Source organism: Klebsiella sp. GW_Kp181 (genome assembly GCF_040062315.1).
GTDB lineage: Bacteria > Pseudomonadota > Gammaproteobacteria > Enterobacterales > Enterobacteriaceae > Klebsiella > Klebsiella oxytoca.
Genome location: NZ_JBEAFR010000043.1, coordinates 16,689 through 38,805 on the forward strand (window position 1 = coordinate 16,689; position 22,117 = coordinate 38,805).

Genomic DNA, 22,117 nt, shown 5'->3' on the forward strand with positions numbered 1-22,117 from the left:
AGAAAATGTTCGTTGAGTGTAACAGGTTTAGCGCACTTCCCATACGCTTCAACGCGGCTGAGGACGGTTCTCATACGCAGCGGCAACGGCCTTATCGGCAGAAAAGTCTTTATCTTCCTGCGCGTTACCGTCATCTGTAAGGAAGTATTCTTCATCCTGCGCGGCTGCCTGTTCGACTAAGTCAGGATTAATCCCACGTTTAACCTCCACCCCCAGCCCGCGAAATGACTCCGCCTGCACCAGCAGGTTACCGCGCCCGGAGGCGAGCTTTTTCATCGCCTGACGGTAGTTATCCTGGGCTTTATCCAGGCTCTGGCCAATGGCCGACATATCGTCAACAAACAGACGCATCTTGTCATACAGACGCCCCGCTCTTTCGGCAATTTTCTGCGCGTTACGGCTCTGATGTTCATAGCGCCAGAGATTGGCGATGGTCCGTAGCGCCACCAGCAGCGTGGTCGGGCTCACCAGCATGATGTTGTTTTTCAGCGCTTCGCTAATGAGTTCCGGCTGGCGATCGATTGCCAGCAGGAAGGCCGGTTCCACCGGGATAAACATCAGAACATAGTCAAGCGAGCGCAGCCCAGGCAGCTGCTGATAATCTTTGCGTCCCAGCAGGCGCATATGGTTGCGTACGGAAGCAATATGCTCCTGCAGCGCCGCTTCTCGGGTGTAATCATCGTCAGCGTTGAAGTAGCGCTCATAGGCCACCAGGGTCATTTTGGCATCGATGACCACGTCCTTTCCCTGCGGCAAACGGACGATCACATCAGGCTGCATCCGCGCGCGGTTTTCCGTTTCGATGCTCACCTGAGTTTGATATTCATGGCCTTCCCGCAGCCCCGATGCTTCCAGTACGCGGGTCAACACCACCTCGCCCCAGTTGCCCTGGGTTTTGTTATCGCCTTTTAGCGCGCGGGTCAGATTTAGCGCTTCCTGGGCCATCTGCGCATTTAGCTGCTGAAGATTGCGGATTTCATGGGCCAGGGTGTGACGCTCCCGCGCTTCCTGGCCAAAGCTATCCTGCACCTGCCGACGAAAGCCATCCAGCTGTTCGCGCAGCGGCGTCAGCAGACCATGCAGGCTCTGGCGGTTCTGCTCATCTACCCGGCGATTACTGTGCTCAAAAATACGGTTCGCCAGATTCTCAAACTGCTCGCTAAGCCGCTGCTCGCTGTTAACCATCTGGCGGATTTTGTCTTCCGCATGCAGCTGAGTGGATTCAAGACGAGTGGTCACTTCGCGGAGGTCAGCTTCCAGCGAGGCGTTGATTTCGCGCAGGCTGCGCAGCTCGTTATTCAGCAGTTCACACTCTTCTCGCCAGTGAGACTCCTGTACCAGCCGTTGGCGGGTGGCGCTCAGCTCAATATCCAGCTCGCGCCGCTCTTCGATGAGATCGGCGCGAATTTGATCGGCGTGCGCTTTGGTCGCCAGCCAGCCGACAATCAGCCCCACGGCCAGCGCCACGACGGCACTAATAATAATTGAGATATCCACAACGCCCCCTGCGGCAACGACTTACGGCACAAAATAGAATTGTGCTGTACAAACGTCCAGTTTGAAAGGGTTTTCCTGCGAGGCGCTACGCAAAAAAGAAGGGCCGAAGAATCCGACCCTTATACGAAGAGAGAATAATTACAGCAGGCGGCGCGCCGCTTCCACGACAATTTTCACCGCGTGGCTTTCGGTTTGCTTCATGGTTTCCGCGTTCGGAATCTCCTGCTGGGTACGGTTGACGATAACCCCGGCAACCATTCCGGCGCGCAGGCCCTGGCTGGCGCACATGGTCAGCAGAGTGGCGGATTCCATTTCATAGTTCATTACGCCCATCGCCTGCCACTCTTCCATCGAGCCTTTAAAGCGGCTAACGACGCGGCCGGAGAAGGTATCGTAACGTTCCTGGCCCGGATAGAAGGTGTCGGAAGAGGCGGTCACGCCGATATGGGTGGTTGCGCCAATAGACTTCGCCGCTTCAACCAGCGCGGTAGTACATTCAAAATTAGCCACCGCCGGGAACTCCATCGGCGCAAAGTGCAGGCTTGCACCGTCCAGGCGGACAGAAGCGGTGGTCACCAGAACATCACCTACGTTAATGTGCGGCTGAATGGCGCCGGTGGTACCAATACGCAGGAAGGTACGGATGCCGAGCTGGGCCAGTTCTTCCACGGCGATAGAGGTCGATGGGCCGCCGATACCGGTAGAGCAGACAATCACTGCTTTACCATCCAGCTCGGCGCGCCAGGTGGTGAATTCACGGTGAGATGCCAGCTTAACCGGCTTATCCATCAGCGCGGCGATCTTTTCCACACGCTCCGGATCGCCAGGGACGATAGCCAGCGTAGCCCCTTGTAAATCGTTTTTGGTGAGGCCGAGATGAAAAACATCAGACTTGGACATAAAAAACTCCTCTGTGGGTCGAATTATCAGCAGAAGCAAAACGGTACTTTACAGAAGCTGCTGGTTCAGTTTTGTGATACCAATCACCATGAATGAAATTCATTGCAATAACTTTCCATAAAATAGTGATAAACATCACATTAACAAGCTAAATCTCAGAACCCTGAACAAAAGATAGCCGGTTTCGGGCACTGTGTTTGGTTAACGTCCTGTCCAGAGCAGCTATAGTTATTGATGCGCTAATCATTGAGGGTACGGAGAATACCATGACGACAATCAAGCCAACCGGCTTTGCACCTGCAGCCACGCCGCACGCCTCAACTGCCGTTCACACATCAGATGAGAACATCGTCTCCGGGGAGACATCCATCCCTTCGCAGGGAGATAACATGCCGGCATTCCATGCCCGCCCGCGCAGCGTCGACGGTTCGCTGCCGGTGGTTATCGTGGTTCAGGAAATTTTCGGCGTGCATGAACATATCCGCGATATCTGCCGCCGCCTGGCGAAGGAGGGGTATCTGGCTATCGCACCGGAGCTGTATTTCCGCCAGGGCGATCCTAACGATTACAGCGACATTCCTTCTCTGTTCCAGGGACTGGTCACAAAGGTGCCGGATTCTCAGGTGCTGGCCGACCTCGATCACGTGGCCAGCTGGGCCTACCGCCACGGCGGCGACGCCCACCGTCTGCTCATTACCGGTTTCTGCTGGGGCGGGCGCATCACATGGCTGTACGCTGCGCATAACCCGCAGCTAAAAGCCGCCGTCGCCTGGTACGGCAAGCTGGTCGGCGAAAAAACGCTTAATTCGCCGAAGCATCCGGTCGATGTCGCCGTCGATCTGAATGCGCCGGTTTTAGGGCTGTATGGCGCAAAAGATGACAGCATCCCACAGGATACGGTAGAAACCATGCGCCAGGCGCTACGGGCGGCCAACGCCACGGCGGAAATTGTGGTTTATCCGCAGGCCGGCCACGCTTTTAATGCCGACTATCGCGCCAGCTATCATGAAGAGTCGGCGAAAGACGGCTGGCAGCGAATGCTGGCGTGGTTTGCGCAGTACGGCGGTAAGCGGGGGTAAAAATCAACTATTGCCGATATGGTGACTCACCATCCCGGCAATAGTCCCGTCCGCTATCCATGAAGAAAGGCAGCGGCAAATAAATTCATAGTGCTGTGTCGCATTGCGCGGCACGCATATCGCCTGATGTATCTGGCTAAAACTATCGGGTAAAACGCGAAACTGTGGATTATCCCGCGCGGCTTTCTCCAGAGGCTGACGAATACCGGCCACCATATCACCTTCGCCGTTGATGAACGCCTGTATAGCATCCTGCGAAGTGGCATATTGGCGCAGCGTCGCATGTTTTAGCGTGCGAATCAGATACAGCTCGTAGGCCGCACCTTTGCCCACGTTGATTACTGAACCTTCGCGGTCCATCTCCTGAACCGATTGAATCTTGCTCTCTTTTTTAACCATCAGCGAACTCTCGATCGTGATGTAGGAGGGCGTAAAGCGAAGCTTATCTTCCCTCGCCGGGTCGATAGCCAGAAAAGCGATATCCCATTGATCCATCAGCGCCGCATCCACGACCTGCCCGGCCGTTGGCCAGGTCACCAACCGCGCTTCACGCTGGCTCTCAGTCGCCAGTTTCTTTGCCAGTTCAACGGTTATCCCCCCCGGCGATCCATCTGGCGACAGTATCGTAAGAACCGGGTTGCCCAGATTAATGGCAAAACGTAAATACTTCTTTTGCTCGTGGCGTTCAATCATCATTCATCTCCGAAGAGTGACAGTAGACCCATTCAGTAAATGATTAACTCTGGCCATCTCCAGCACCAGGGCTTTGACGTATTACTTTAAGCATATCAATGCTGCGCGCCGCAGCATTTTTTATATTTTCGTCCGCTGCCGCAGGGGCAAGGGTCGTTGCGGGAAGCCGTTTTCGGCTGCTTCTCTTCTTGCGCCAGCCACTGCATCATGGCCGGGAGCGGATAGCCGTTTTCCAGAAGCTGCCGCCAGACGTTCATATACGGCGTCACGTGTTTGAAAAAGTGCTGGTAGCCTGCGCACAGGTAGCTATGGCCGGGGCGACCGCTTGGGGAAACGGCGAAGCGATGTTTCGGACAACCGCCGTGGCAGGCAAAGCGAAACTCGCAGCTGCGGCAATCCGCCGTTAGCGTCTCTTGTTTTGCCTGACCAAAGGCGATGGCCTGCTCGCTATTATTCAGCTCGCGGATGCTCTGCTGATGAATATTACCCAGCTTATGCTCCGGATAAACAAAGTGATCGCAGTTATACAGATCGCCGTTCGATTCCAGCGCAAAAGCGTGCCCGCAGGTTGGCGAATGTACGCAAAGTACCGGCGGCTGACCGGTCCATGCAGCCAGGGCAACGTCAAACATCTGCACGTAGACGCGATCGACGTCGCGACGCACCCAGATATCGAAAATTTGGTTAAGAAACTCGCCGAACTGCCAGGAGGGTACCGTCCAGGGCGCCAGCCGCGCCGCGCTCTCACCCGGGAGCACCAGCTGGAGCGGCGCCGAGGCGTCGCTGCTCATCCGTTCGACCAGCGGGATAAACTGCATATAGCGCGAACCGGCCGCCAGCAGGAAATCATACACTTCACGGGCATGATCGACGTTATGCTTGCCGACGACGGTCAGGGTATTGAACTCGACGTTATGCGCCTTCAGCAGCGCCATCGCCGCAACAACCTTTTCGTGGGTACCCTTTCCGGCGCGGTTAACGCGGTACTGGTTATGCAGATGCGCCGGGCCGTCTATCGACAAACCCACCAGAAAACCCTGTTCGGCAAAAAAACGCGCCCACTCTTCGTCCACCAGGACGCCGTTAGTTTGCAGCGCATGTTCTATCTTCTTACCGTTGGCGTACTGGCCGCACAGCTCAACGACCCGGCGAAAGAACGGCAGCCCCATCATGGTCGGCTCGCCGCCCTGCCAGGCAAAGGTCACCGCATCGCCGGACTGGGCGGCAATATGCTGGCGAATATAGTTTTCCAGCGTCTCATCGGACATGCGCCAGTTTTTATTCCGTTCCGGATAAAGCGCTTCTTTTTCCAGATAAAAGCAGTAGGTGCAATCGATGTTACACACCGAGCCGCTCGGCTTTGCCATCACGTGGCAGCCATGAATCATGCTAATTTCCCCAGATTTGATGGCCCGGTAAATGCTGCCATTAACTGTTCTCTACAATGTACTGATAGCAGCTGGCGATATGGCGGGCGATGGTATATTCCACCAGCTCGCCGCGATCGTTAAATCCCTGGCGAGTCTTCACCAGCAGCGGCTCGCCTGCGGCAACCTGCAGAATGTCGCAGTCCTGGGCCGTCGGCAGCTCGGCGGTAATGGTGTCTTTATAGCTGTCAATATTCTCGCCGCGCTGTTCCAGCGCACTATACAAACCTTCTTTAAACGCGTCTAAAGTCAGCTCGCCCAGACGCGGCGTCAGCCAGATATAGTTTACCTGCGCGGGCAGTTCGTTTTGTCGATATATCGTGCGGGTGAGACGCTGAATTTTCTGCCCCGCCGGGAGAGCGAAGGCCTGCGCCACTTCCGCCGGCGGCAACAGCTGCTCGAGTGTCAGATTATGTCGCGAAATAGAGTGCTGCTGCTGGCCATCAACCAGCCGGATACGGGTTTTGACGCCCTGTTTCTCTGAGGTGCTGATAACCATAGTGCCGATTCCAGCCTGGCGTTTTACCAGCCCTTTCGCGGCCAGCTCGGCCAGCGCGCGCCGGGCGGTGATGCGGCTGACGCCGAACAGTTCTTCAAACTCGGCTTCGGTCGGCAGGACATCATTCTTTTTGTAGGCCCCGGTTCTCAGCTTTTCCAGCAGGATATCGTGAAGCTGGGCGTACAATGGTTTCGCGCCGCGAGAATAGTCCAGTTCTTCTTTCATTAACTTCGCACTCCTGTTCCCCGGCCGCAGCCGGGGGTACCCCTTAATCAAGTCGCATTTCTAACGCCATCTTATAGTACACGCTCTGATGCTGCTCCTCCGGAACCTCGTTCTGCACGAAAGCCCACAAATTTTGCCGCGCCCAGTCCGGCTGACAGGCGGCCCTCAGTTTGTCAGCCAGAACATGCTGCCCGCTGCCCTCCAGATGCTGCAGTAGCGCAAACAGGCCGTAGCGCACCTGCGGCGTAAAGGCGGCCAGCTCCGGTAGCAGATGCGGATCCAGCCCCAGCAGCGGGCTTTGCGCATCATCCAGGCCATAGCGCGCGTACAGCTCAGCGGGCGCATCGTTCTCCTTCATCATGCAGATCATCTGCTCCCGCAGCCGCCGCGCCGCGTGTTCATCCCGGCACTGGGTTTGCTGCGTCGGATCGGTGTGTAAATCATATAGTCGATGACCGAAGCGATCGGCGCCGCGGGTCATCACCGACTCAGCGGGAATTTTCATTACCGGACAGCCCTTGGTAAAGCGAAACGGCGGATGCAGCGTCGTTTCGCGCAGCTCCTGTGGCGTGAAGCGACGATTGATACGAGTCGGCATCAGGGTGTATTCAAACAGGCCATCGACGCCTTGCTCAACGGGCGAGCGCATATAGACGTAGCGACCATCGGTAATATTAATATGGCAGCCGTGGTAGCCAAACAGGGCATAGTCGCGGACCGGGGTATCGTCGCGCAGCGCGGGCAGCAGCGACACGCCCTGCATATCCGCCGGTTTATTCAGGCCAAAACAATCCAGCAGCGTCGCGGCGATATCGATGGTCTGCGCCAGCGCCTGACGAGACTCGCCCGCGCCGCCATACTGCGGATGCCAGATAAACAGCGGAATATTTGCCACTTCGTTATACAGCGGCATAATATTTTTCCCCCACCACTCGTGCTCGCCGAGCAAAAAACCGTGGTCGGTGTTGACGATCAGCATCGTGTCGCGCCAGAGATCGTAACGATCCATATAGTCCAGCACCTTACCGACGTACGCATCCACCATCGTCAGCAGCGCCATATAGTATTTCTGGATCATGCTCTTGCGTTCGTCGCTTTCGGTGACGAAGTAGTAAGGCGGCCAGCCGTCGAACTGCGCAGGATCGTCAATGCCGTACATCTTGAGATATTTTTCCGGCACGAAAAACGGCTCATGCGGGTCGAAACATTCCAGCTGCAGAAACCAGTTGTCGCTGGCATGGTTGGCGTCGATAAACCCCAGCCCTTTGCCGATCGTCTTTGCCAGATGATGATCCTCTTCGTTCTGCATAAACTGCACGTTGATCTGATGCTGAATCCGGCTGGCGATCCGCCGCTGTTTGATCTCCTCCGGCTCGCCGGATTCGTAGCGATATTGCGGCTTATCCACCACCCCTTTCCATGCATCGCCCTCCTGGCCGCGCACAAACTCGTAGGTGCTGTAGCGAGAGTGATAGGTCGCTCCGCCGTCGCGCCAGTAGTGTTTGTGATCCGTCACCAGGTGGGTGTGAATACCGTTCTTCTTCAGCAGCTCGGGAACCGAATCATCGAACGGCTCGATTGGCGACCAGCCGCGATGTAAAAAGTTATAGCGTCCGGTATGCAGCTCCCGGCGTGCGGGCATGCAGGGCATGCTGCCGACATAGCAGTTGTCAAAACGAACCGTACGCTCCCTCAGCCGCTGGAAATTCGGCGTGATCGCCCTGTCGCTGCCGTAGGCCGACAGCAGGCGCTTATTCAGCGAATCAAACATCAACATTATCGCTTTCATGCTTTACTCCTTCACTCTTCCTTCACGCCGTTTCTTTATCGTAACCGCGTACTTTGCCGACGATATAGGTCAGCACGAAGGCTGCAGCGCAGCCGGTTAACCATGAGATGATGTACTGCAAATATTTGCCGTCGGCGATGAGCGGCAGCGCGGACAGCCCGGCGGCGCCAACACCGTTGGTTGAGACGCCCAGCAGCACCACCATCATTCCGCCGAAACCAGCGCCGATGGAGCCGGTTATAAAGGCAAATCCTGCCGGAATATTGACGCCGAAAATGGTCGGTTCACCCACCGCCAGAATAGAGGTCGGGATCGCCCCTTTAGCGATTTTCTTCATCATCGGGTCGCGCGTCAGCAGCAGCACCGCCGTCGCGGCACCCACCATCCCGGCGTTGGACATAATCTGGATGGCAAAAAGCGGCGCGTGGCCGGTCGCGTTAATCATCTCCAGATGAATAGGGAACAGGCCGTGATGCAGACCAAGCGAAATCAGGAAGGGGAAAAGCGCGGAGAGGACAAACCCAGCCGCAATGCCGCCGGTAGAGAGCAGGCCGTTTAGCCCGTGCAGAATACCGTTAGAAATGACGCCCGCCACAGGCATAATCACCAGCAGCAGCGCCGCTGCCATCACCACCAACACGATAGTTGGCGTGACCACAACATCAACAATATCCGGGACAAAGCGCCGCACCCGTTTTTCCAGCAGGCACATTAGCCAGGCGCAAAGAATGACGCCAATCAGCCCGCCCTGCCCCGGGATCAGCCCCAGCGCGGTAATCTGCGGCACGATGGTGATCGCCCCCAGCAGGCCGCCCATCACCGCGTTTCCGTCAAACTCCTTCGCCGCCGTCACGCCGGTATAAATGGCGAGGAAGCCGAACAGCGCTTTAGAGACGATATCAAGGAACTGGCTGATGCCGAGCATATGCCGTTGATCGAGCACCACCTGGGTAGGCGACAGGTCTCCCGGCGCCGCCACATGATGCACCAGCGCCCAGGAAGCGGCCGAGTTCACCAGCACGTTATTAATTCCCATCAGAATACCGGCGGCAATCAACGATGGCAGGATCGGCACAAAAATATTGGCAATATGCTTAAGAATAACTTTGGTGCGGGTCTGTTTTTTCGCCTTTTCCCGCGCCAGCTGAGCTTTTTGCTCAACGTTGCTTAACGGAGTAGCGTCCGCAGGCTGGCCCTTAAGCAGATCGTTAATCACATTTGCGACCTTCGACGATTTTCCCGGCCCGACAATAACCTGCAGGGTATCGTCCTCAACGACCCCGAGTACGCCTTCAATGCTTTTAAGCGCGGCGATATTGACTCGTGTTTGATCGCTTATCGTCATTCGTACGCGCGTCATACAGTTGGTCACATGCAGAAAATTAGCTAAGCCGCCACAGTGCCCCACAATCGCGTTTGCCACCTGGTTGTAGTCCATACAGAGGTTCCTTTATTATTTTACTGGCAATTGTTATAACAATATAATGTTATTATGTTTGTGAGGATCGTCATAAAGGCGCACCAGCGATCGATTTTTGGCAGGGAAGAACAAAAAAGGAGGCCGAAGCCTCCTTGAGCAGAGAGTGGTCAGGATAAGCACATTCGCCGGGTTGCGCTGTGCTTACTCGGGCTACCGGCCCGCAGGCGGCGGCGATCCGTAGCCCCCACCGGGGGAAAGAGCACTGAGTGGCTCAGGGGTTATTATGCTGTCATCCGGACACCGGAAAGCGTGGTTATACTATGCCTGACGCAGGTTCTGCGCGGCTTTAACCATGTTGGCCAGCGCAGCACGGGTTTCCGCCCAGCCGCGGGTTTTCAGGCCGCAGTCCGGGTTTACCCACAGGCGCTCTGCCGGGATGCGCTGCGCGGCTTTCTTCAGCAGCGCCTCGATCCACTCCACGCCTGGGACGTTCGGCGAGTGAATATCGTACACCCCCGGCCCGATCTCATTCGGATAGTCGAACTCTTCAAACGACTCCAGCAGCTCCATATCAGAGCGCGAGGTTTCGATGGTAATCACGTCCGCATCCAGCGCGGCGATAGAGTCCATGATGTCGTTGAACTCGCAATAGCACATATGGGTATGGATCTGGGTGTCATCTTTCGCCACCGCGGCATTGATGCGAAAAGCTTCCACACCCCACGCCAGATAGTCCTCCCAGTCGCTACGTTTCAGCGGTAGCCCTTCGCGCAGCGCCGGTTCGTCAATCTGGATGATGCCGATACCGGCGGCTTCCAGATCCGCCACTTCGTCGCGCAGCGCCAGGGCAATCTGTTTCGCAATCGTTTCACGGCTGACGTCCTCGCGCGGGAAGGACCAGCAAAGAATGGTCACAGGACCGGTCAGCATGCCTTTTACCGGTTTGTCGGTCAGCGACTGTGCGTATTTTGCCCACTCGACGGTGATCGCCTCCGGACGGCTGACGTCGCCAATCACCACCGGCGGCTTAACGCAGCGGGAACCGTAGCTCTGTACCCAGCCGTTCTGGGTGAAGATAAAGCCGTCCAGATGTTCGCCAAAATATTCCACCATGTCGTTACGTTCGGCCTCACCGTGTACCAGCACGTCCAGCCCCAGCCGCTCCTGCTCGACGATCGCCTGCTTGATGTGTTCAGCGATGCCGGTGCGGTAGCGGTTAGCGTCGAGATGGCCTTTTTTGAAGTCCAGACGCAGGCCGCGGATCTCGGGAGTCTGCGGGAAAGAACCGATGGTGGTGGTCGGCCAGGCCGGCAGCTTAAAGCGGGCGCGCTGCGCTTCGGCGCGAACTTCGTAGCCGCTTTGACGCTGACTGTCCTGAGCGGTTATAGCTGCCAGACGCTTCTCTACCGCCGCGTTATGCACGCGGGTTGAATAGCGACGGGCCCGGATCGGCGCGCTCCAGTCAGCAATCGCAGCGGTGTCGCCGCTGTTCAGCGCATCGCGCAGCAGCGCCAGTTCCTGGCATTTTTGCAGGGCGAAGGCAAACCAGCTCTTCACTTCGGCATCAAGCCGCGTTTCCACGCTCAAATCGATCGGGCTGTGCAGCAGGGAGCAGGAAGAGGCAACCCACAGCTCGCGTTTGCCGACAATCCCTTTAACCTGCGCGTATTTTTCGCTCAGATCGGCGCGCCAGACGTTGCGACCGTTGATCAGGCCCGCGGAGAGCAGCCAGTCGGCAGGCAGCCGCTTATGCAGTTCGGCGACATCATCCTGGCCATGGACCAGATCCACATGCAAACCCTGCACCGGCAGCGCGGTAATGGTGTCGAGGTTATCGGTAATGCCTTCAAAGTAGGTGGTCAACAGTAGCTTAACCTGGCCATTAAGCGCCTCATAAGCCGGTTTGAAAGCGTCCAGCCACGTCTGCGGCAGCTCGAGCACCAGCGCCGGTTCATCAATCTGCACCCACTCAATGCCGCGTTTTGCCAGCTCCGCCAGCACCTGCTGGTAAACCGGCAGAATATCGTGCAGCAGGTTCAGACGATCGAACGACTCGCCTTTCACCTTCCCAAGCCACAGATAGGTGACTGGCCCAAGCAGGACGGGCTTCACTTTGTGGCCCAGCGCCAGCGCTTCGTCCACCTCATCCAACAGCTGGTTCCAGCTCAGTTTGAACTGCTGGCCCTTCACGAATTCCGGCACCATGTAGTGGTAGTTGGTGTTAAACCATTTGGTCATTTCCGCCGCCGCGGCCGGTTCGCCGGTCGGCGCGCGGCCGCGACCCATGCGAAACAGAGTATCGATATCAACGGAGCCGTCTTTGTTCTGATGACGAGCCGGCACGTTGCCAAGCCACAGGCTGGTGGTCAGAACATGGTCGTACCAGGCGAAATCGCCAACCGGCAGCAGATCAACGCCCGCCTGCTTTTGCTGTTCCCAGTGGCGAGCGCGCAGTTCCCGGCCAACGGCCAGCAGTTCTTCGCGGCTGATATTGCCCGCCCAATAGCTTTCTTGCGCTTTCTTCAGCTCGCGACGCAGGCCAACGCGAGGGAAACCGAGGGTGTGGTTAATAATTGTCATTTTTTGAGCCTCATAATTGCAATCCGAAAGATTTCGGATTTAGGGAAGGCGGCAAACTTGCTCATCCCCAGGAGCTTACTGAAGTAAGTGACTGGGGTGAGGAAGTGCAGCCAACGCACCATAAATTCGAAAGATAAAGGATTTAGCCGTCCAGATGTTTACACATCCATAATTGGCAGTTACTGTATATTCCTCAAGCGCAAATTATTCATGGCGAAGTGAAGGACTTTCATGATCGAAATTAAACACCTGAAAACGCTCCAGGCGTTGCGGAACAGCGGTTCGCTGGCAGGCGCGGCAGCGGCCCTGCACCAGACTCAATCCGCCTTGTCCCACCAGTTCAGCGATCTGGAACAGCGCCTTGGCTTCCGTCTGTTTGTGCGTAAAAGTCAGCCGCTGCGCTTTACGCCGCAGGGTGAAATCCTGCTCCAGTTGGCCAACCAGGTGCTGCCGCAAATCAGCCGCGCCCTGCAGGATTGCAATGAGCCGCAGCAAACTCGTCTGCGTATCGCCATCGAATGCCATAGCTGTATTCAATGGCTCACGCCGGCGCTGGAGAGCTTCCGCGCCCGCTGGCCGCATGTGGAAGTGGACTTTCAGTCCGGCGTGATCTTCGACCCGCAGCCGGGCCTGCAGCAGGGTGAGCTGGATCTGGTCATGACCTCCGATATCCTGCCGCGCAGCGGTCTGCACTATTCGCCAATGTTTGATTTCGAAGTGCGTCTGGTGATGGCGCCGGATCATCCGCTGGCGACAAAAACGCGCATTGCGCCTGAGGATTTAGCAACCGAGATGCTGCTGATTTACCCGGTCCAGCGCGCTCGTCTGGATATCTGGCGTCACTTCCTGCAGCCTGCGGGGATCAGCCCGCAGCTGAAGAGCGTCGACAATACGCTGCTGTTAATTCAGATGGTGGCGGCGCGGATGGGCATCGCCGCCCTGCCGCACTGGGTTGTGGAGAGCTTTGAGCGCCAGGGTCTGGTGGTGACCAAAACCCTGGGCGAGGGACTGTGGAGCCGGCTATACGCCGCGGTACGCGACGGCGAACAGCGCCAGCCGGTGACCGAGGCGTTTATTCGCTCAGCGCGGAACCACGCTTGCGACCATTTACCGTTTGTGCGGAGTGCGGAGCGACCCAGCGTCGATGGACCCACAGCGAGGCCAGGATCACCAGAGCTCCCGTAATAAAACTTGGCCAACGGGGCTGCTCCTGCCAGATAGCAAGATTCACCAGCAGCCCGGCAGGTACATGCATATTGTTCATGATGCCGAGCGTACCGGCATCCACCTGGGTGGCGCCGTAGTTCCACATGAAGTAGCCGATCCCCGATGCCGCCACGCCAAGGAACACCAGAATGCCCCACTGTAGAGAAGTTTCCGGCATTTTCTGCGCATTGCCCAGTATCGACCAGGCAACCGCCGCCACCAGAAACGCCCCGACATAGAACCAGGCGAAGGCATTATGCTGCGGCATCGGACGCGTTTCCATCAGGCGCTTGTAGCCCACCATGCCAATCGCGAAGCTGATATTGGAGAGCTGCACCAGGATCAAACCGGTCCAGAAATGATTTGTCACCTGGTCGTAGCGAATAATACCCGCGCCGATCACCGCCAGCAGCGCGCTGCAGGCGTAGCCCCAGCGCAGGCGGCGGCGGCTCATTACATCATAAATCAGCGTGATATAGAGCGGCGTCAGGACGGTAAACAGCAGGAGTTCAGATACCGTCAGGTACAGATAGGCCTGGAAACTCAGCATATACATAATGCCGAGCTGCATCGCCCCCACCAGCATATACAGGCCGATGGTTGACAGGCTTTGCCCGCGGGTGCGCAGGAAAGGTAAAAAGACCAGCGCCGCCAGACCAACGCGCGCCAGCACCGCGAAATAACTGTCGACGTGACCTGCAAGGTATTCGCCATAGAGGCTAAAAGAGAAGGCCCACAGAATGGTGGTGATAATCAGTAGCGCCACAATGAATGTCTCATAGAGTAAAGAACACGCATTGTAGCGAAGTGACAGGTTGACGACTGCTCATTAATTAAACAATCGTCAATCTTTTTTAGTCAAGATAGAGTTTACGCAGGTAGTGGGGAACGGCGTCGTCGACGTTGCTGCCAATCACTTCCAGCTCAGGATGCAGGTCTTTCAGCCGCTGGTGCGCGTTGGCCATAATGCAGCCCTTGCCCGCCATCGACAGCATTTCCGCATCGTTCATACCGTCGCCGAAGGCGATACACTCTTTCAGGCTATAGCCGAGCATTTTCGCCACGGCCTCCAGCGCATGGCCTTTCGACACGCCGCCCGCCATCACTTCGAGGCAGGTGACGGTAGAGAAGCTCACGTTCACCCGATCGCCCCAGCGGGCGTTGATCGCCTGCTCCAGCGGCAGCAGATGCTCATGCTTATCGCAGGTGAAAAAGACTTTGCTGATCCCTTCCGGGTCCAGCTCGCCCGGCTCGTACAGCTTGTAGTTAAACACTGCCTCTTTGAAGAAGCGCATCTCTTCCGGACGGTGGCGGTTCATATACCACTCATCTTCACGATAAACGTTGGTTACGATCGCCGGATCGTTTCGCATCATCTCAAACAGGTCAGAGGCGATATCGCGATCAAGGTTATGAGCGAAGATCTGCTTCCCGTCGCTATCATGTACGCGGGCGCCGTTAGAGGTGATCATATAGGATTTAATGCCGAGATTATCGCGAATTTGCCCAACATCGATGTAGTGGCGGCCGGTCGCGAACACGAAATTGATACCGCGTGCGGTAAGCAGTTTCAGCGTCTCTTTGGCGTAGGGGGTTAAGCAGTGATCGGGAGAAAGCAGCGTGCCATCTAAGTCAGACGCAACAACCTGGTACATAAAAATTTTAACCTCTAAACAGGGCGACGAGCGTTTCGCCGGATTAAGTATGTCGAGCAAAAAAATCGACGATAGCGTTTAGCGCGACCGAGCGCATGGCGTCCTTTTCAAAAAGGATCTCATGGTATGCCCCTTCTATGACAAACGGCTTATTCCCTTCGCAGGGATGGCCGCCTGCGGCGCGAAGTTCACAGTAGCGATCGTGCATACGGTTATCGACTACACGCTCTTCTTCCGCCTGGAGCAATAATGTTGGCGTAACGTCTTTTTCCGCGCCGGCCAGCACCTCTTCGCCCGCAAGGATCCCCTCGCGCACCCAATGGAACGTTGGCCCGCCGACCCGCAGCTGCGGCTCATCGGCGTAAAAACGCAGGTTGCGACGATAGCGTTGACGGCTGTGCGTCAGTACGTTGACCGCAAAGGGCAGCGCCCGCCAGCGGCCGGTACCGAGGGCATACTCTTCACGAATGCGCTGATGGCCCTCAGCCCAATCGAGAATGTGGCGCACCATCCAGTCAGGCAGGCGCATAACAATGCCGAACATCGGCGCGCAGAGCGCCATCGCGTCGCAATGCTGGTGGTGGCGCTGCAAAAATAGCGTCGCAATAGCGCCACCCATGGAATGGGCAAGAATAAACCGTTTCCGCCAGTGCCCCGGCACGACATGTTGTTGCCAGAAAGCGGCGAGATCGTCAACGTAATCGCTGAAATTTACGACGTGCCCGCGGTGGGTATCGGAAAGCATGCGCCCGGAACGCCCCTGGCCGCGATGATCGATAATCATCACGTCAAAGCCGCTGCGGAAAAGATCGTAAGCCAGTTCGGCGTACTTAACGTAGCTTTCAATACGACCCGGACAGATCACCACGACCCGGTCGTGACTTTTGGCGCAGAAGCGCACAAAGCGCACCGGAACGTCATCCACGCCCGTAAATTCAGCCTCTTCCCGCTGACGCCAGAAATCGGTTAGTGGCCCCATGGTAAAAGCCGCAAACGCGTTTTCTCGTGTTTCCCAGTCCTTTTGCTGCAAAAACATCGGGCTTACACCCCTGATAACCGCTGAAAATCGTTTTTTTGTCGTGCATCACACAATGCTTACACAATAGCGTATTGTGGCATAAAAACAGACAATCAGGGAGTTTCTCATGACGTTCGAGTGGTGGTTTGCCTATCTGCTAACATCTATTATTCTCAGCCTGTCGCCGGGCTCCGGGGCAATAAATACCATGACCACCTCTATTAACCACGGCTATCGCGGCGCGGCGGCCTCTATTGCCGGGCTACAGACCGGGCTCGGCATTCACATCGTGCTGGTCGGCGTCGGCCTGGGGACGCTCTTCTCTCGATCGCTGTTAGCTTTTGAAATCCTGAAATGGGCGGGCGCCGCTTATCTTATCTGGCTCGGCATTCAGCAGTGGCGAGCCGCAGGCTCTCTCGATCTGAATACCCTTGCGAAAGCGCAGACCCGCGGCAAACTCTTTAAGCGCGCGGTATTCGTGAATCTGACCAATCCGAAAAGCATCGTATTTCTCGCCGCGCTCTTCCCGCAGTTTATCGTGCCGCACCAGCCTCAGGTAATGCAGTATCTGGTACTCGGCGTTACCACTATTGTGGTCGATATTATCGTCATGATTGGCTACGCCACGCTGGCCCAGCGTATCGCTGCATGGATCAAGGGGCCAAAACAGATGAAGGCGCTGAATAAGGTATTTGGTTCGCTGTTTATGCTGGTCGGCGCCCTGCAGGCCTCCGCCCGCCACGCGTGATGTATAGATAAACAACAAATTACCGTACTGATAAAATATATGGCCCAGGCGGGAGAAGAGCAGGATGTTCGGCCGCTATCATATGAGCTGGCACAGCGGGTGCCGCAACATGGAGGTGTACTGATGACTCTGGCAGAAAAGTGGCTTGAGGAAGGTATGCAAAAGGGCATTAAGGAAGGCATAAAAGAGGGCAAACGCGCTGCGCTACTTAACGTCGCAAAGGCCATGCTCGAGCGGGGCATTGATACTACTGCGGTGATGGAAATGACCGGTCTCACGTCCGACGATTTGCAGCAGCTCCATCATTAATACCCGGCCCGCCCATAACCTCCTGGGCGGGACGCAGAAGGGTTAGCGTGAAATAATCAGATGAATACCGAAGCCGGCGAATAGCGTACCGGCGATGCCGTCGATCCACTTCGCCATCCGCTGATAGCCACGGCGCATGCCCGGCAGGGCGAACAGGCTGGCAACCACCGTGAACCAGGCCAGCGTCTCCAGTACGATCAGCAGAAAAATCCCCCAGCGCGCGCCAGAACTGACGCTATCGCCGACGAACAGCGAGAACACGGAGCCGAAATAGATAATCGCTTTTGGGTTCGCCAGATTAGTCAGCAGCCCTTTCAGAAAGCTCCGGCCGCTGCGCGCCAGCTCAACCTGAGGCTCTACCGCTGCCGCCGCTTCGCCTTGTTTCAGCGCGCCACGCAGCATCTGGAAGCCCATCCAGCACAGATACAGGCCGCCGCCGACCATAATAATGGTATGCAGCCAGGCCATCTTCTCGATAATCAGGTTCAGGCCGAGCAGCGCTACGCCCGCCCATACCATTACCCCGCAGGTGATCCCCAGCACGCCCATCATCGCCTCCTTACGAGAGCGGCTAACGGCGGTTTGCGAAACAAAGAAAAAGTCCGGGCCAGGACTCATCAGCGCAATGATATGCACCAGCGCGACGGTGAAGAAAAGCGTCAACATAATTAACTCGCAGGAAAATAGTCAGGACGAAAACTATATTTGCACTTTTTCGTCCGGCTGACTACTCATCATCGCCATCCACGTGCGCGCGGATCAGGGCCATAAACTCTTTACCAAAACGCTCGAGCTTACGCGTGCCGACGCCGTTGACGCTGAGCATCTCACCGGCCGTCAGCGGCGTTTGCTCAGCCATTTCAATCAGTGTTGCATCGTTAAACACGACGTAGGGTGGGATATTCTCTTCGTCGGCAATCGCCTTACGCAGTTTGCGCAGCTTGGCAAAAAGCTTACGATCGTAATTGCCGCCAAAGGATTTCTGCATCGCTTTTGGCTTCAGCGCCACAATACGCGGCACGGCAAGCTGTAGCGTCACGTCGCCGCGCAGAACCGGACGCGCGGCCTCGGTAAGCTGTAGCGCAGAGTGCTGGGCAATATTCTGCGTGACCAGGCCTAAATGGATAAGCTGGCGGATCACGCTAACCCAATGCTCATGGCTCTGCTCGCGCCCAATGCCGTATACCGGCAGCTTATCATGCCCCATATCGCGAATACGCTGGTTATTGGCGCCGCGCAGCACTTCCACCACATAGCCCATACCAAAGCGCTGGTTGACGCGGTAAATCGTCGACAGCGCCTTCCGCGCGTCCATTAAACCGTCGTACTGTTTCGGCGGGTCGAGGCAGATATCGCAGTTGCCGCACGGCTCCTGGCGCCCCTCGCCAAAGTAGTTGAGCAACACCAGGCGGCGGCAGGTTTGCGCTTCGGCAAAAGCCCCCATCGCGTTGAGCTTATGGCGTTCGATGTCCTGCAGCGGCCCGGCGGGTTTCTCCTCAAGGCAGCGCCTGAGCCACGCCATATCCGCCGGATCGTAAAACAGCATCGCCTCGGCAGGCAGCCCATCGCGCCCGGCGCGGCCGGTCTCCTGGTAATAGGATTCAATATTGCGGGGGATATCGAAATGCACCACAAAACGGACGTTCGGTTTGTTGATCCCCATCCCGAAGGCCACCGTGGCCACCACGATTTGCAGGTCGTCGCGCTGGAATTTCTCCTGTACGTCGGCGCGGATATGATTTTCCAGGCCGGCGTGATAGGCCGCCGCGCTGATGCCGCGACTTTGCAGGCGTGCGGCGGTATCCTCCACTTTCGACCGGCTATTGCAGTAGATAATGCCTGATTTGCCGCGCTGATCCTGTACGTAGCGCATCAGCTGATCCAGCGGCTTAAACTTCTCCATCAGCATGTACCGGATATTGGGTCGGTCGAAGCTGCTGACCTGGATAAGCGGGTCGCTCAGGCCCAGCAGGCGAACAATGTCGCGACGCGTGGTGTCATCGGCGGTGGCGGTCAGCGCCATAAACGGGATTTGCGGTATCCGCTGGCGCAGCTGCCCTAACGCAGCGTATTCCGGACGAAAATCATGGCCCCACTGGGAAATACAGTGCGCCTCATCCACCGCCACCATCGACAGATTCCAGTGCGTAAGATGCTCGAGGAAGTTATCCAGCATCAGGCGCTCCGGGGCGATATACAGCAGGCGAATCTGCCCGCTGCGGCAGCCGGCCATCACCTCCTGCTGCTGCTCCCGGCTCTGGGTTGAATTCAGGCACGCCGCCGCCACGCCGTTAGCCAGCAGCTGATCGACCTGATCCTTCATCAAGGAGATGAGCGGCGAGACCACGACGGTCAGACCGCCCAGCACCAGCGCCGGCACCTGATAACACAGCGACTTGCCGCCGCCGGTCGGCATCACCACCAGGCAATCGCGCCCGGCCAGTGCCGTATCGATAATGGTTTCCTGGCCAGGGCGAAACTGCTGGTAGCCGAAGGTCTCTTGTAAAACCTGCTTAGCCAGCGATTCCTGATTCAATACTTCCGCCTGCGCCACGTTGACCCCATATGCCTGAAAAGAAAACAGGCGCTATTTTCAGCGCCTGAGAGCCAGAGTGCAACGATTAAAACAGATCGTTGAGCATCAGCCCGACGCCGACGCGGGTTTGATTAAAGTTATAATCGATAAGCGACTCGCCATAACCGCTATAGACCTGAGTATAGACGCGCACGTGTTTGGTGATCGGATAGCTTACCCCAAGCTCGGCGCCGCCGTAGCCGGTATTCCAGTTATATTGCCCCTGAGCGCTGAGAATAGCGTCGCCCAGCTGGTAGCCCACTTTCAGCCGGTAATAACCCATATATTTGGTGATATCCGGGTTATCGTCGGTGCTGCCAATAACGTACCAAGGCTTCACCTCGACCAGCCAGTTGCCATTTTGCGCCATCAGTCGGGTATAGAGGCGATTCCAGCTGCGGGAAGTGGGATCGGAACGGCCGTTAGAGTCGTGGTTATAACCCATTTCAACGTCGCGCAGCGTCCAGCCGGCAAATGAGTAATCGGTCGCAAACCCGAGGAACAGCTGCGGCTCGTAGTTGGTTTCGCGAAACGGCGCGGACTCTTTGCTGTTGGAGAGCTGCCACCAGGATTTTTGCGTATAAGAAGCGCCCAGCAGCGAATTCTCGCCCAAAATCCCGCGCCATAATGGAAACGCCAGGCTAAGCTGGAACTTCACTTCGTCTTTACGCGCGTTTTCAGCCCAGTCGTAGCTGCGAATCGCTTCTTTATTGAGATCGCTGGTCCACGTATAGAGCAGATAGTTGCTCTCGTAGGGATAGAGCAGGAAGGGATTATCATGGTCCTGTAACAGGTTGGCGATAATACTCCCGCGAACGGCCGGAGTGTCGTGGACCTGTTTATTCACCGGCGCGTCCTGCGCCAGAACGCCGGCCGGAAGCGCAACAAGCGCCAGCAGGCAGGCCAAAGAGATACGCATTGCTGTTCTCCTGGATGGATATTTATTATTTCTGTTTAACCCAGGCAGCATTCTACCTATTTATACGTCTTCTGACCTGTTATCCGTTCTTAAAGTAGAAATCAATATTTTAGAAGCATAAAATCAACATTTCATTAACCTATGGAAATGTTGTTATGTCTGAACTGACCGCCGCCGCCGCCCTGAAGCTGGTGGGAGAAATCTTCGTCTACCACATGCCCTTTAATCGCGCCTTAGGGCTGGAGCTGGAGCGCTATGAAAAAGAGTTCGCCCAGCTGAGTTTCAACAACCAACCAATGATGGTCGGCAACTGGGCGCAGAGTATTTTACATGGCGGAGTGATTGCCTCAGCGCTGGACGTCGCGGCGGGGCTGGTATGCGTCGGCAGCACTCTGACTCGCCACGACACCATCAATGAAGAAGAGCTGCGCCAGCGCCTGTCGCGGATGGGCACCATCGATCTGCGCGTCGACTACCTGCGCCCGGGTCGTGGGGAGCGCTTTACCGCCACCAGCAGCCTGCTGCGCGCCGGTAACAAGGTGGCGGTGGCCCGCGTCGAACTGCATAACGAAGAGCAGGTGTATATCGCCAGCGCTACGGCGACGTATATGGTGGGTTGATCGGCTTAAATCGAGTAACATCATTCTCTTTGGCAATGGATTTGTACCGATGGACGCTAAACAAACGCGGGTGGGGGTTCTCCTGGCCCTGGCCGCCTATTTTATCTGGGGTATCGCGCCAGCGTACTTCAAGCTTATCTACTATGTTCCCGCCGATGAAATTCTGACTCACCGCGTGATCTGGTCCTTCTTCTTTATGGTCGCGCTAATCAGCATCAGTCGTCAGTGGCCGCAGGTCAAAAGGCTACTGAAAACGCCGAAAAAGGTGTTTCTGCTGGCGCTGTCTGCCGTGCTGGTGGGCGGTAACTGGCTGCTATTTATCTGGGCGGTCAATAACCATCATATGCTGGAAGCCAGCCTGGGCTACTTTATCAACCCGCTGGTGAATATTCTGCTGGGGATGATCTTCCTCGGGGAGCGTTTTCGTCGGATGCAGTGGCTGGCAGTGCTGCTGGCCGCCTGTGGCGTTCTGGTGCAGCTCTGGACTTTTGGCTCGTTGCCGATTATCGCGCTGGGCCTGGCGTTCAGCTTCGCTTTTTATGGTCTGCTACGTAAAAAGATCGCCGTGGATGCGCAAACCGGCATGCTGTTTGAAACGCTCTGGCTGCTGCCGGTCGCCGCGATTTATCTGTTTGGTATAGCCGATAGCCAGACCAGCCATATGGGGCAGAACCCGTGGTCGCTGAACCTGCTGCTGATGGCGGCGGGCGTGGTCACCACTATTCCGCTGCTGTGCTTTACCGGCGCGGCGACCCGTCTGCGCCTTTCTACGCTGGGCTTCTTCCAGTATATCGGCCCAACGCTGATGTTCCTGCTGGCGGTGACCTTCTACGGCGAGGTGCCGGGCGCGGATAAGATGGTGACCTTTGCTTTTATCTGGGTGGCGCTGGCGATTTTCGTGATGGATGCGGTTTACACAATACGCCGTACTCGCGCGAGGTGATCGCGATGCTATACC

Annotated in this window: 19 protein-coding genes and 1 pseudogene; 6 read left to right on the forward strand and 14 right to left on the reverse strand. The window is 56.6% G+C overall.

Annotated features, from left to right (window positions below):
• Positions 1-48: 48 nt before the first annotated feature.
• Both rmuC and udp read right to left on the reverse strand, forming a co-directional pair.
• Complete coding sequence (rmuC, locus tag ABLV11_RS07670) at positions 49-1,497, reverse strand: DNA recombination protein RmuC (protein WP_023329105.1); 1,449 nt, start codon at positions 1,495-1,497, stop codon at positions 49-51.
• A 138-nt stretch (positions 1,498-1,635) separates the two neighbouring features.
• Positions 1,636-2,397, reverse strand: coding sequence for a uridine phosphorylase (gene udp / locus ABLV11_RS07675; protein WP_126489614.1), 762 nt, complete (start codon positions 2,395-2,397; stop codon positions 1,636-1,638).
• A 266-nt stretch (positions 2,398-2,663) separates the two neighbouring features.
• Here udp and ABLV11_RS07680 point away from each other — a divergent pair, with 266 nt between their 5' ends.
• Positions 2,664-3,476 (forward strand): dienelactone hydrolase family protein, encoded by an 813-nt coding sequence (locus ABLV11_RS07680; protein ID WP_004117059.1) that lies wholly within the window; start codon positions 2,664-2,666, stop codon positions 3,474-3,476.
• Between the two features lie 3 nt (positions 3,477-3,479).
• Here ABLV11_RS07680 and ABLV11_RS07685 read toward each other — a convergent pair whose 3' ends face one another.
• The 6 genes from ABLV11_RS07685 to metE form a co-directional block, all read right to left on the reverse strand.
• Entirely contained in the window at positions 3,480-4,169 is a 690-nt protein-coding gene (locus ABLV11_RS07685; protein WP_023321881.1) for a transporter substrate-binding domain-containing protein, read from the reverse strand.
• 95 nt (positions 4,170-4,264) lie between these two features.
• On the reverse strand, positions 4,265-5,557 hold the full coding sequence (locus ABLV11_RS07690; protein ID WP_126489615.1) for an anaerobic sulfatase maturase: 1,293 nt from the start codon (positions 5,555-5,557) through the stop codon (positions 4,265-4,267).
• Between the two features lie 40 nt (positions 5,558-5,597).
• Positions 5,598-6,320: a GntR family transcriptional regulator gene (locus ABLV11_RS07695; protein ID WP_004107711.1), complete on the reverse strand. Its 723-nt coding sequence runs from the start codon at positions 6,318-6,320 to the stop codon at positions 5,598-5,600.
• 43 nt (positions 6,321-6,363) lie between these two features.
• A complete protein-coding gene (locus ABLV11_RS07700) occupies positions 6,364-8,109 on the reverse strand; it encodes a sulfatase (protein WP_004107708.1) in 1,746 nt (581 codons plus the stop codon).
• A 22-nt stretch (positions 8,110-8,131) separates the two neighbouring features.
• Entirely contained in the window at positions 8,132-9,547 is a 1,416-nt protein-coding gene (locus tag ABLV11_RS07705; RefSeq protein WP_126489616.1) for a PTS transporter subunit EIIC, read from the reverse strand.
• A 300-nt stretch (positions 9,548-9,847) separates the two neighbouring features.
• Complete coding sequence (gene metE, locus ABLV11_RS07710; RefSeq protein ID WP_105889467.1) at positions 9,848-12,109, reverse strand: 5-methyltetrahydropteroyltriglutamate--homocysteine S-methyltransferase; 2,262 nt, start codon at positions 12,107-12,109, stop codon at positions 9,848-9,850.
• Between the two features lie 231 nt (positions 12,110-12,340).
• Here metE and metR point away from each other — a divergent pair, with 231 nt between their 5' ends.
• Complete coding sequence (gene metR / locus ABLV11_RS07715) at positions 12,341-13,294, forward strand: HTH-type transcriptional regulator MetR (RefSeq protein WP_004107703.1); 954 nt, start codon at positions 12,341-12,343, stop codon at positions 13,292-13,294.
• Here metR and ABLV11_RS07720 read toward each other — a convergent pair.
• The 3 genes from ABLV11_RS07720 to pldB all read right to left on the reverse strand — a co-directional run bounded on the left by ABLV11_RS07720 (position 13,182) and on the right by pldB (position 16,006).
• On the reverse strand, positions 13,182-14,081 hold the full coding sequence (locus ABLV11_RS07720; RefSeq protein ID WP_004107702.1) for a carboxylate/amino acid/amine transporter: 900 nt from the start codon (positions 14,079-14,081) through the stop codon (positions 13,182-13,184). The two genes, metR and ABLV11_RS07720, sit on opposite strands and share 113 nt — an antisense overlap.
• An 88-nt stretch (positions 14,082-14,169) precedes the next feature.
• On the reverse strand, positions 14,170-14,970 hold the full coding sequence (gene yigL / locus ABLV11_RS07725; protein ID WP_126489617.1) for a sugar/pyridoxal phosphate phosphatase YigL: 801 nt from the start codon (positions 14,968-14,970) through the stop codon (positions 14,170-14,172).
• 43 nt (positions 14,971-15,013) lie between these two features.
• Entirely contained in the window at positions 15,014-16,006 is a 993-nt protein-coding gene (gene pldB, locus ABLV11_RS07730; RefSeq protein WP_004107700.1) for a lysophospholipase L2, read from the reverse strand.
• Between the two features lie 109 nt (positions 16,007-16,115).
• Between pldB and rhtB the strand changes: the two genes are divergently transcribed.
• Both rhtB and ABLV11_RS07740 read left to right on the forward strand, forming a co-directional pair.
• Positions 16,116-16,736, forward strand: a complete 621-nt coding sequence (gene rhtB, locus ABLV11_RS07735) for a homoserine/homoserine lactone efflux protein (protein ID WP_348855269.1) — start codon at positions 16,116-16,118, stop codon at positions 16,734-16,736.
• A gap of 3 nt (positions 16,737-16,739) precedes the next feature.
• Positions 16,740-17,045 (forward strand): annotated as a pseudogene (locus ABLV11_RS07740) (Rpn family recombination-promoting nuclease/putative transposase); the annotation flags it as partial.
• A 42-nt stretch (positions 17,046-17,087) separates the two neighbouring features.
• Here the strand turns inward: ABLV11_RS07740 and rhtC are convergent.
• From rhtC to pldA, 3 genes are all read right to left on the reverse strand, one after another.
• Positions 17,088-17,711, reverse strand: coding sequence for a threonine export protein RhtC (gene rhtC, locus ABLV11_RS07745; RefSeq protein ID WP_126489618.1), 624 nt, complete (start codon positions 17,709-17,711; stop codon positions 17,088-17,090).
• A gap of 61 nt (positions 17,712-17,772) precedes the next feature.
• Entirely contained in the window at positions 17,773-19,599 is a 1,827-nt protein-coding gene (gene recQ, locus ABLV11_RS07750; protein WP_004107693.1) for an ATP-dependent DNA helicase RecQ, read from the reverse strand.
• Between the two features lie 67 nt (positions 19,600-19,666).
• On the reverse strand, positions 19,667-20,539 hold the full coding sequence (gene pldA / locus ABLV11_RS07755) for a phospholipase A (protein WP_023321873.1): 873 nt from the start codon (positions 20,537-20,539) through the stop codon (positions 19,667-19,669).
• Between the two features lie 155 nt (positions 20,540-20,694).
• Between pldA and yigI the strand changes: the two genes are divergently transcribed.
• Complete coding sequence (gene yigI, locus ABLV11_RS07760) at positions 20,695-21,159, forward strand: acyl-CoA thioesterase YigI (RefSeq protein WP_004097567.1); 465 nt, start codon at positions 20,695-20,697, stop codon at positions 21,157-21,159.
• Between the two features lie 49 nt (positions 21,160-21,208).
• Positions 21,209-22,102 carry an EamA family transporter RarD gene (gene rarD / locus ABLV11_RS07765; RefSeq protein WP_126489619.1) on the forward strand — a complete coding sequence of 298 codons (894 nt, stop codon included), beginning with the start codon at positions 21,209-21,211 and terminating at the stop codon, positions 22,100-22,102.
• Positions 22,103-22,117: the final 15 nt, after the last annotated feature.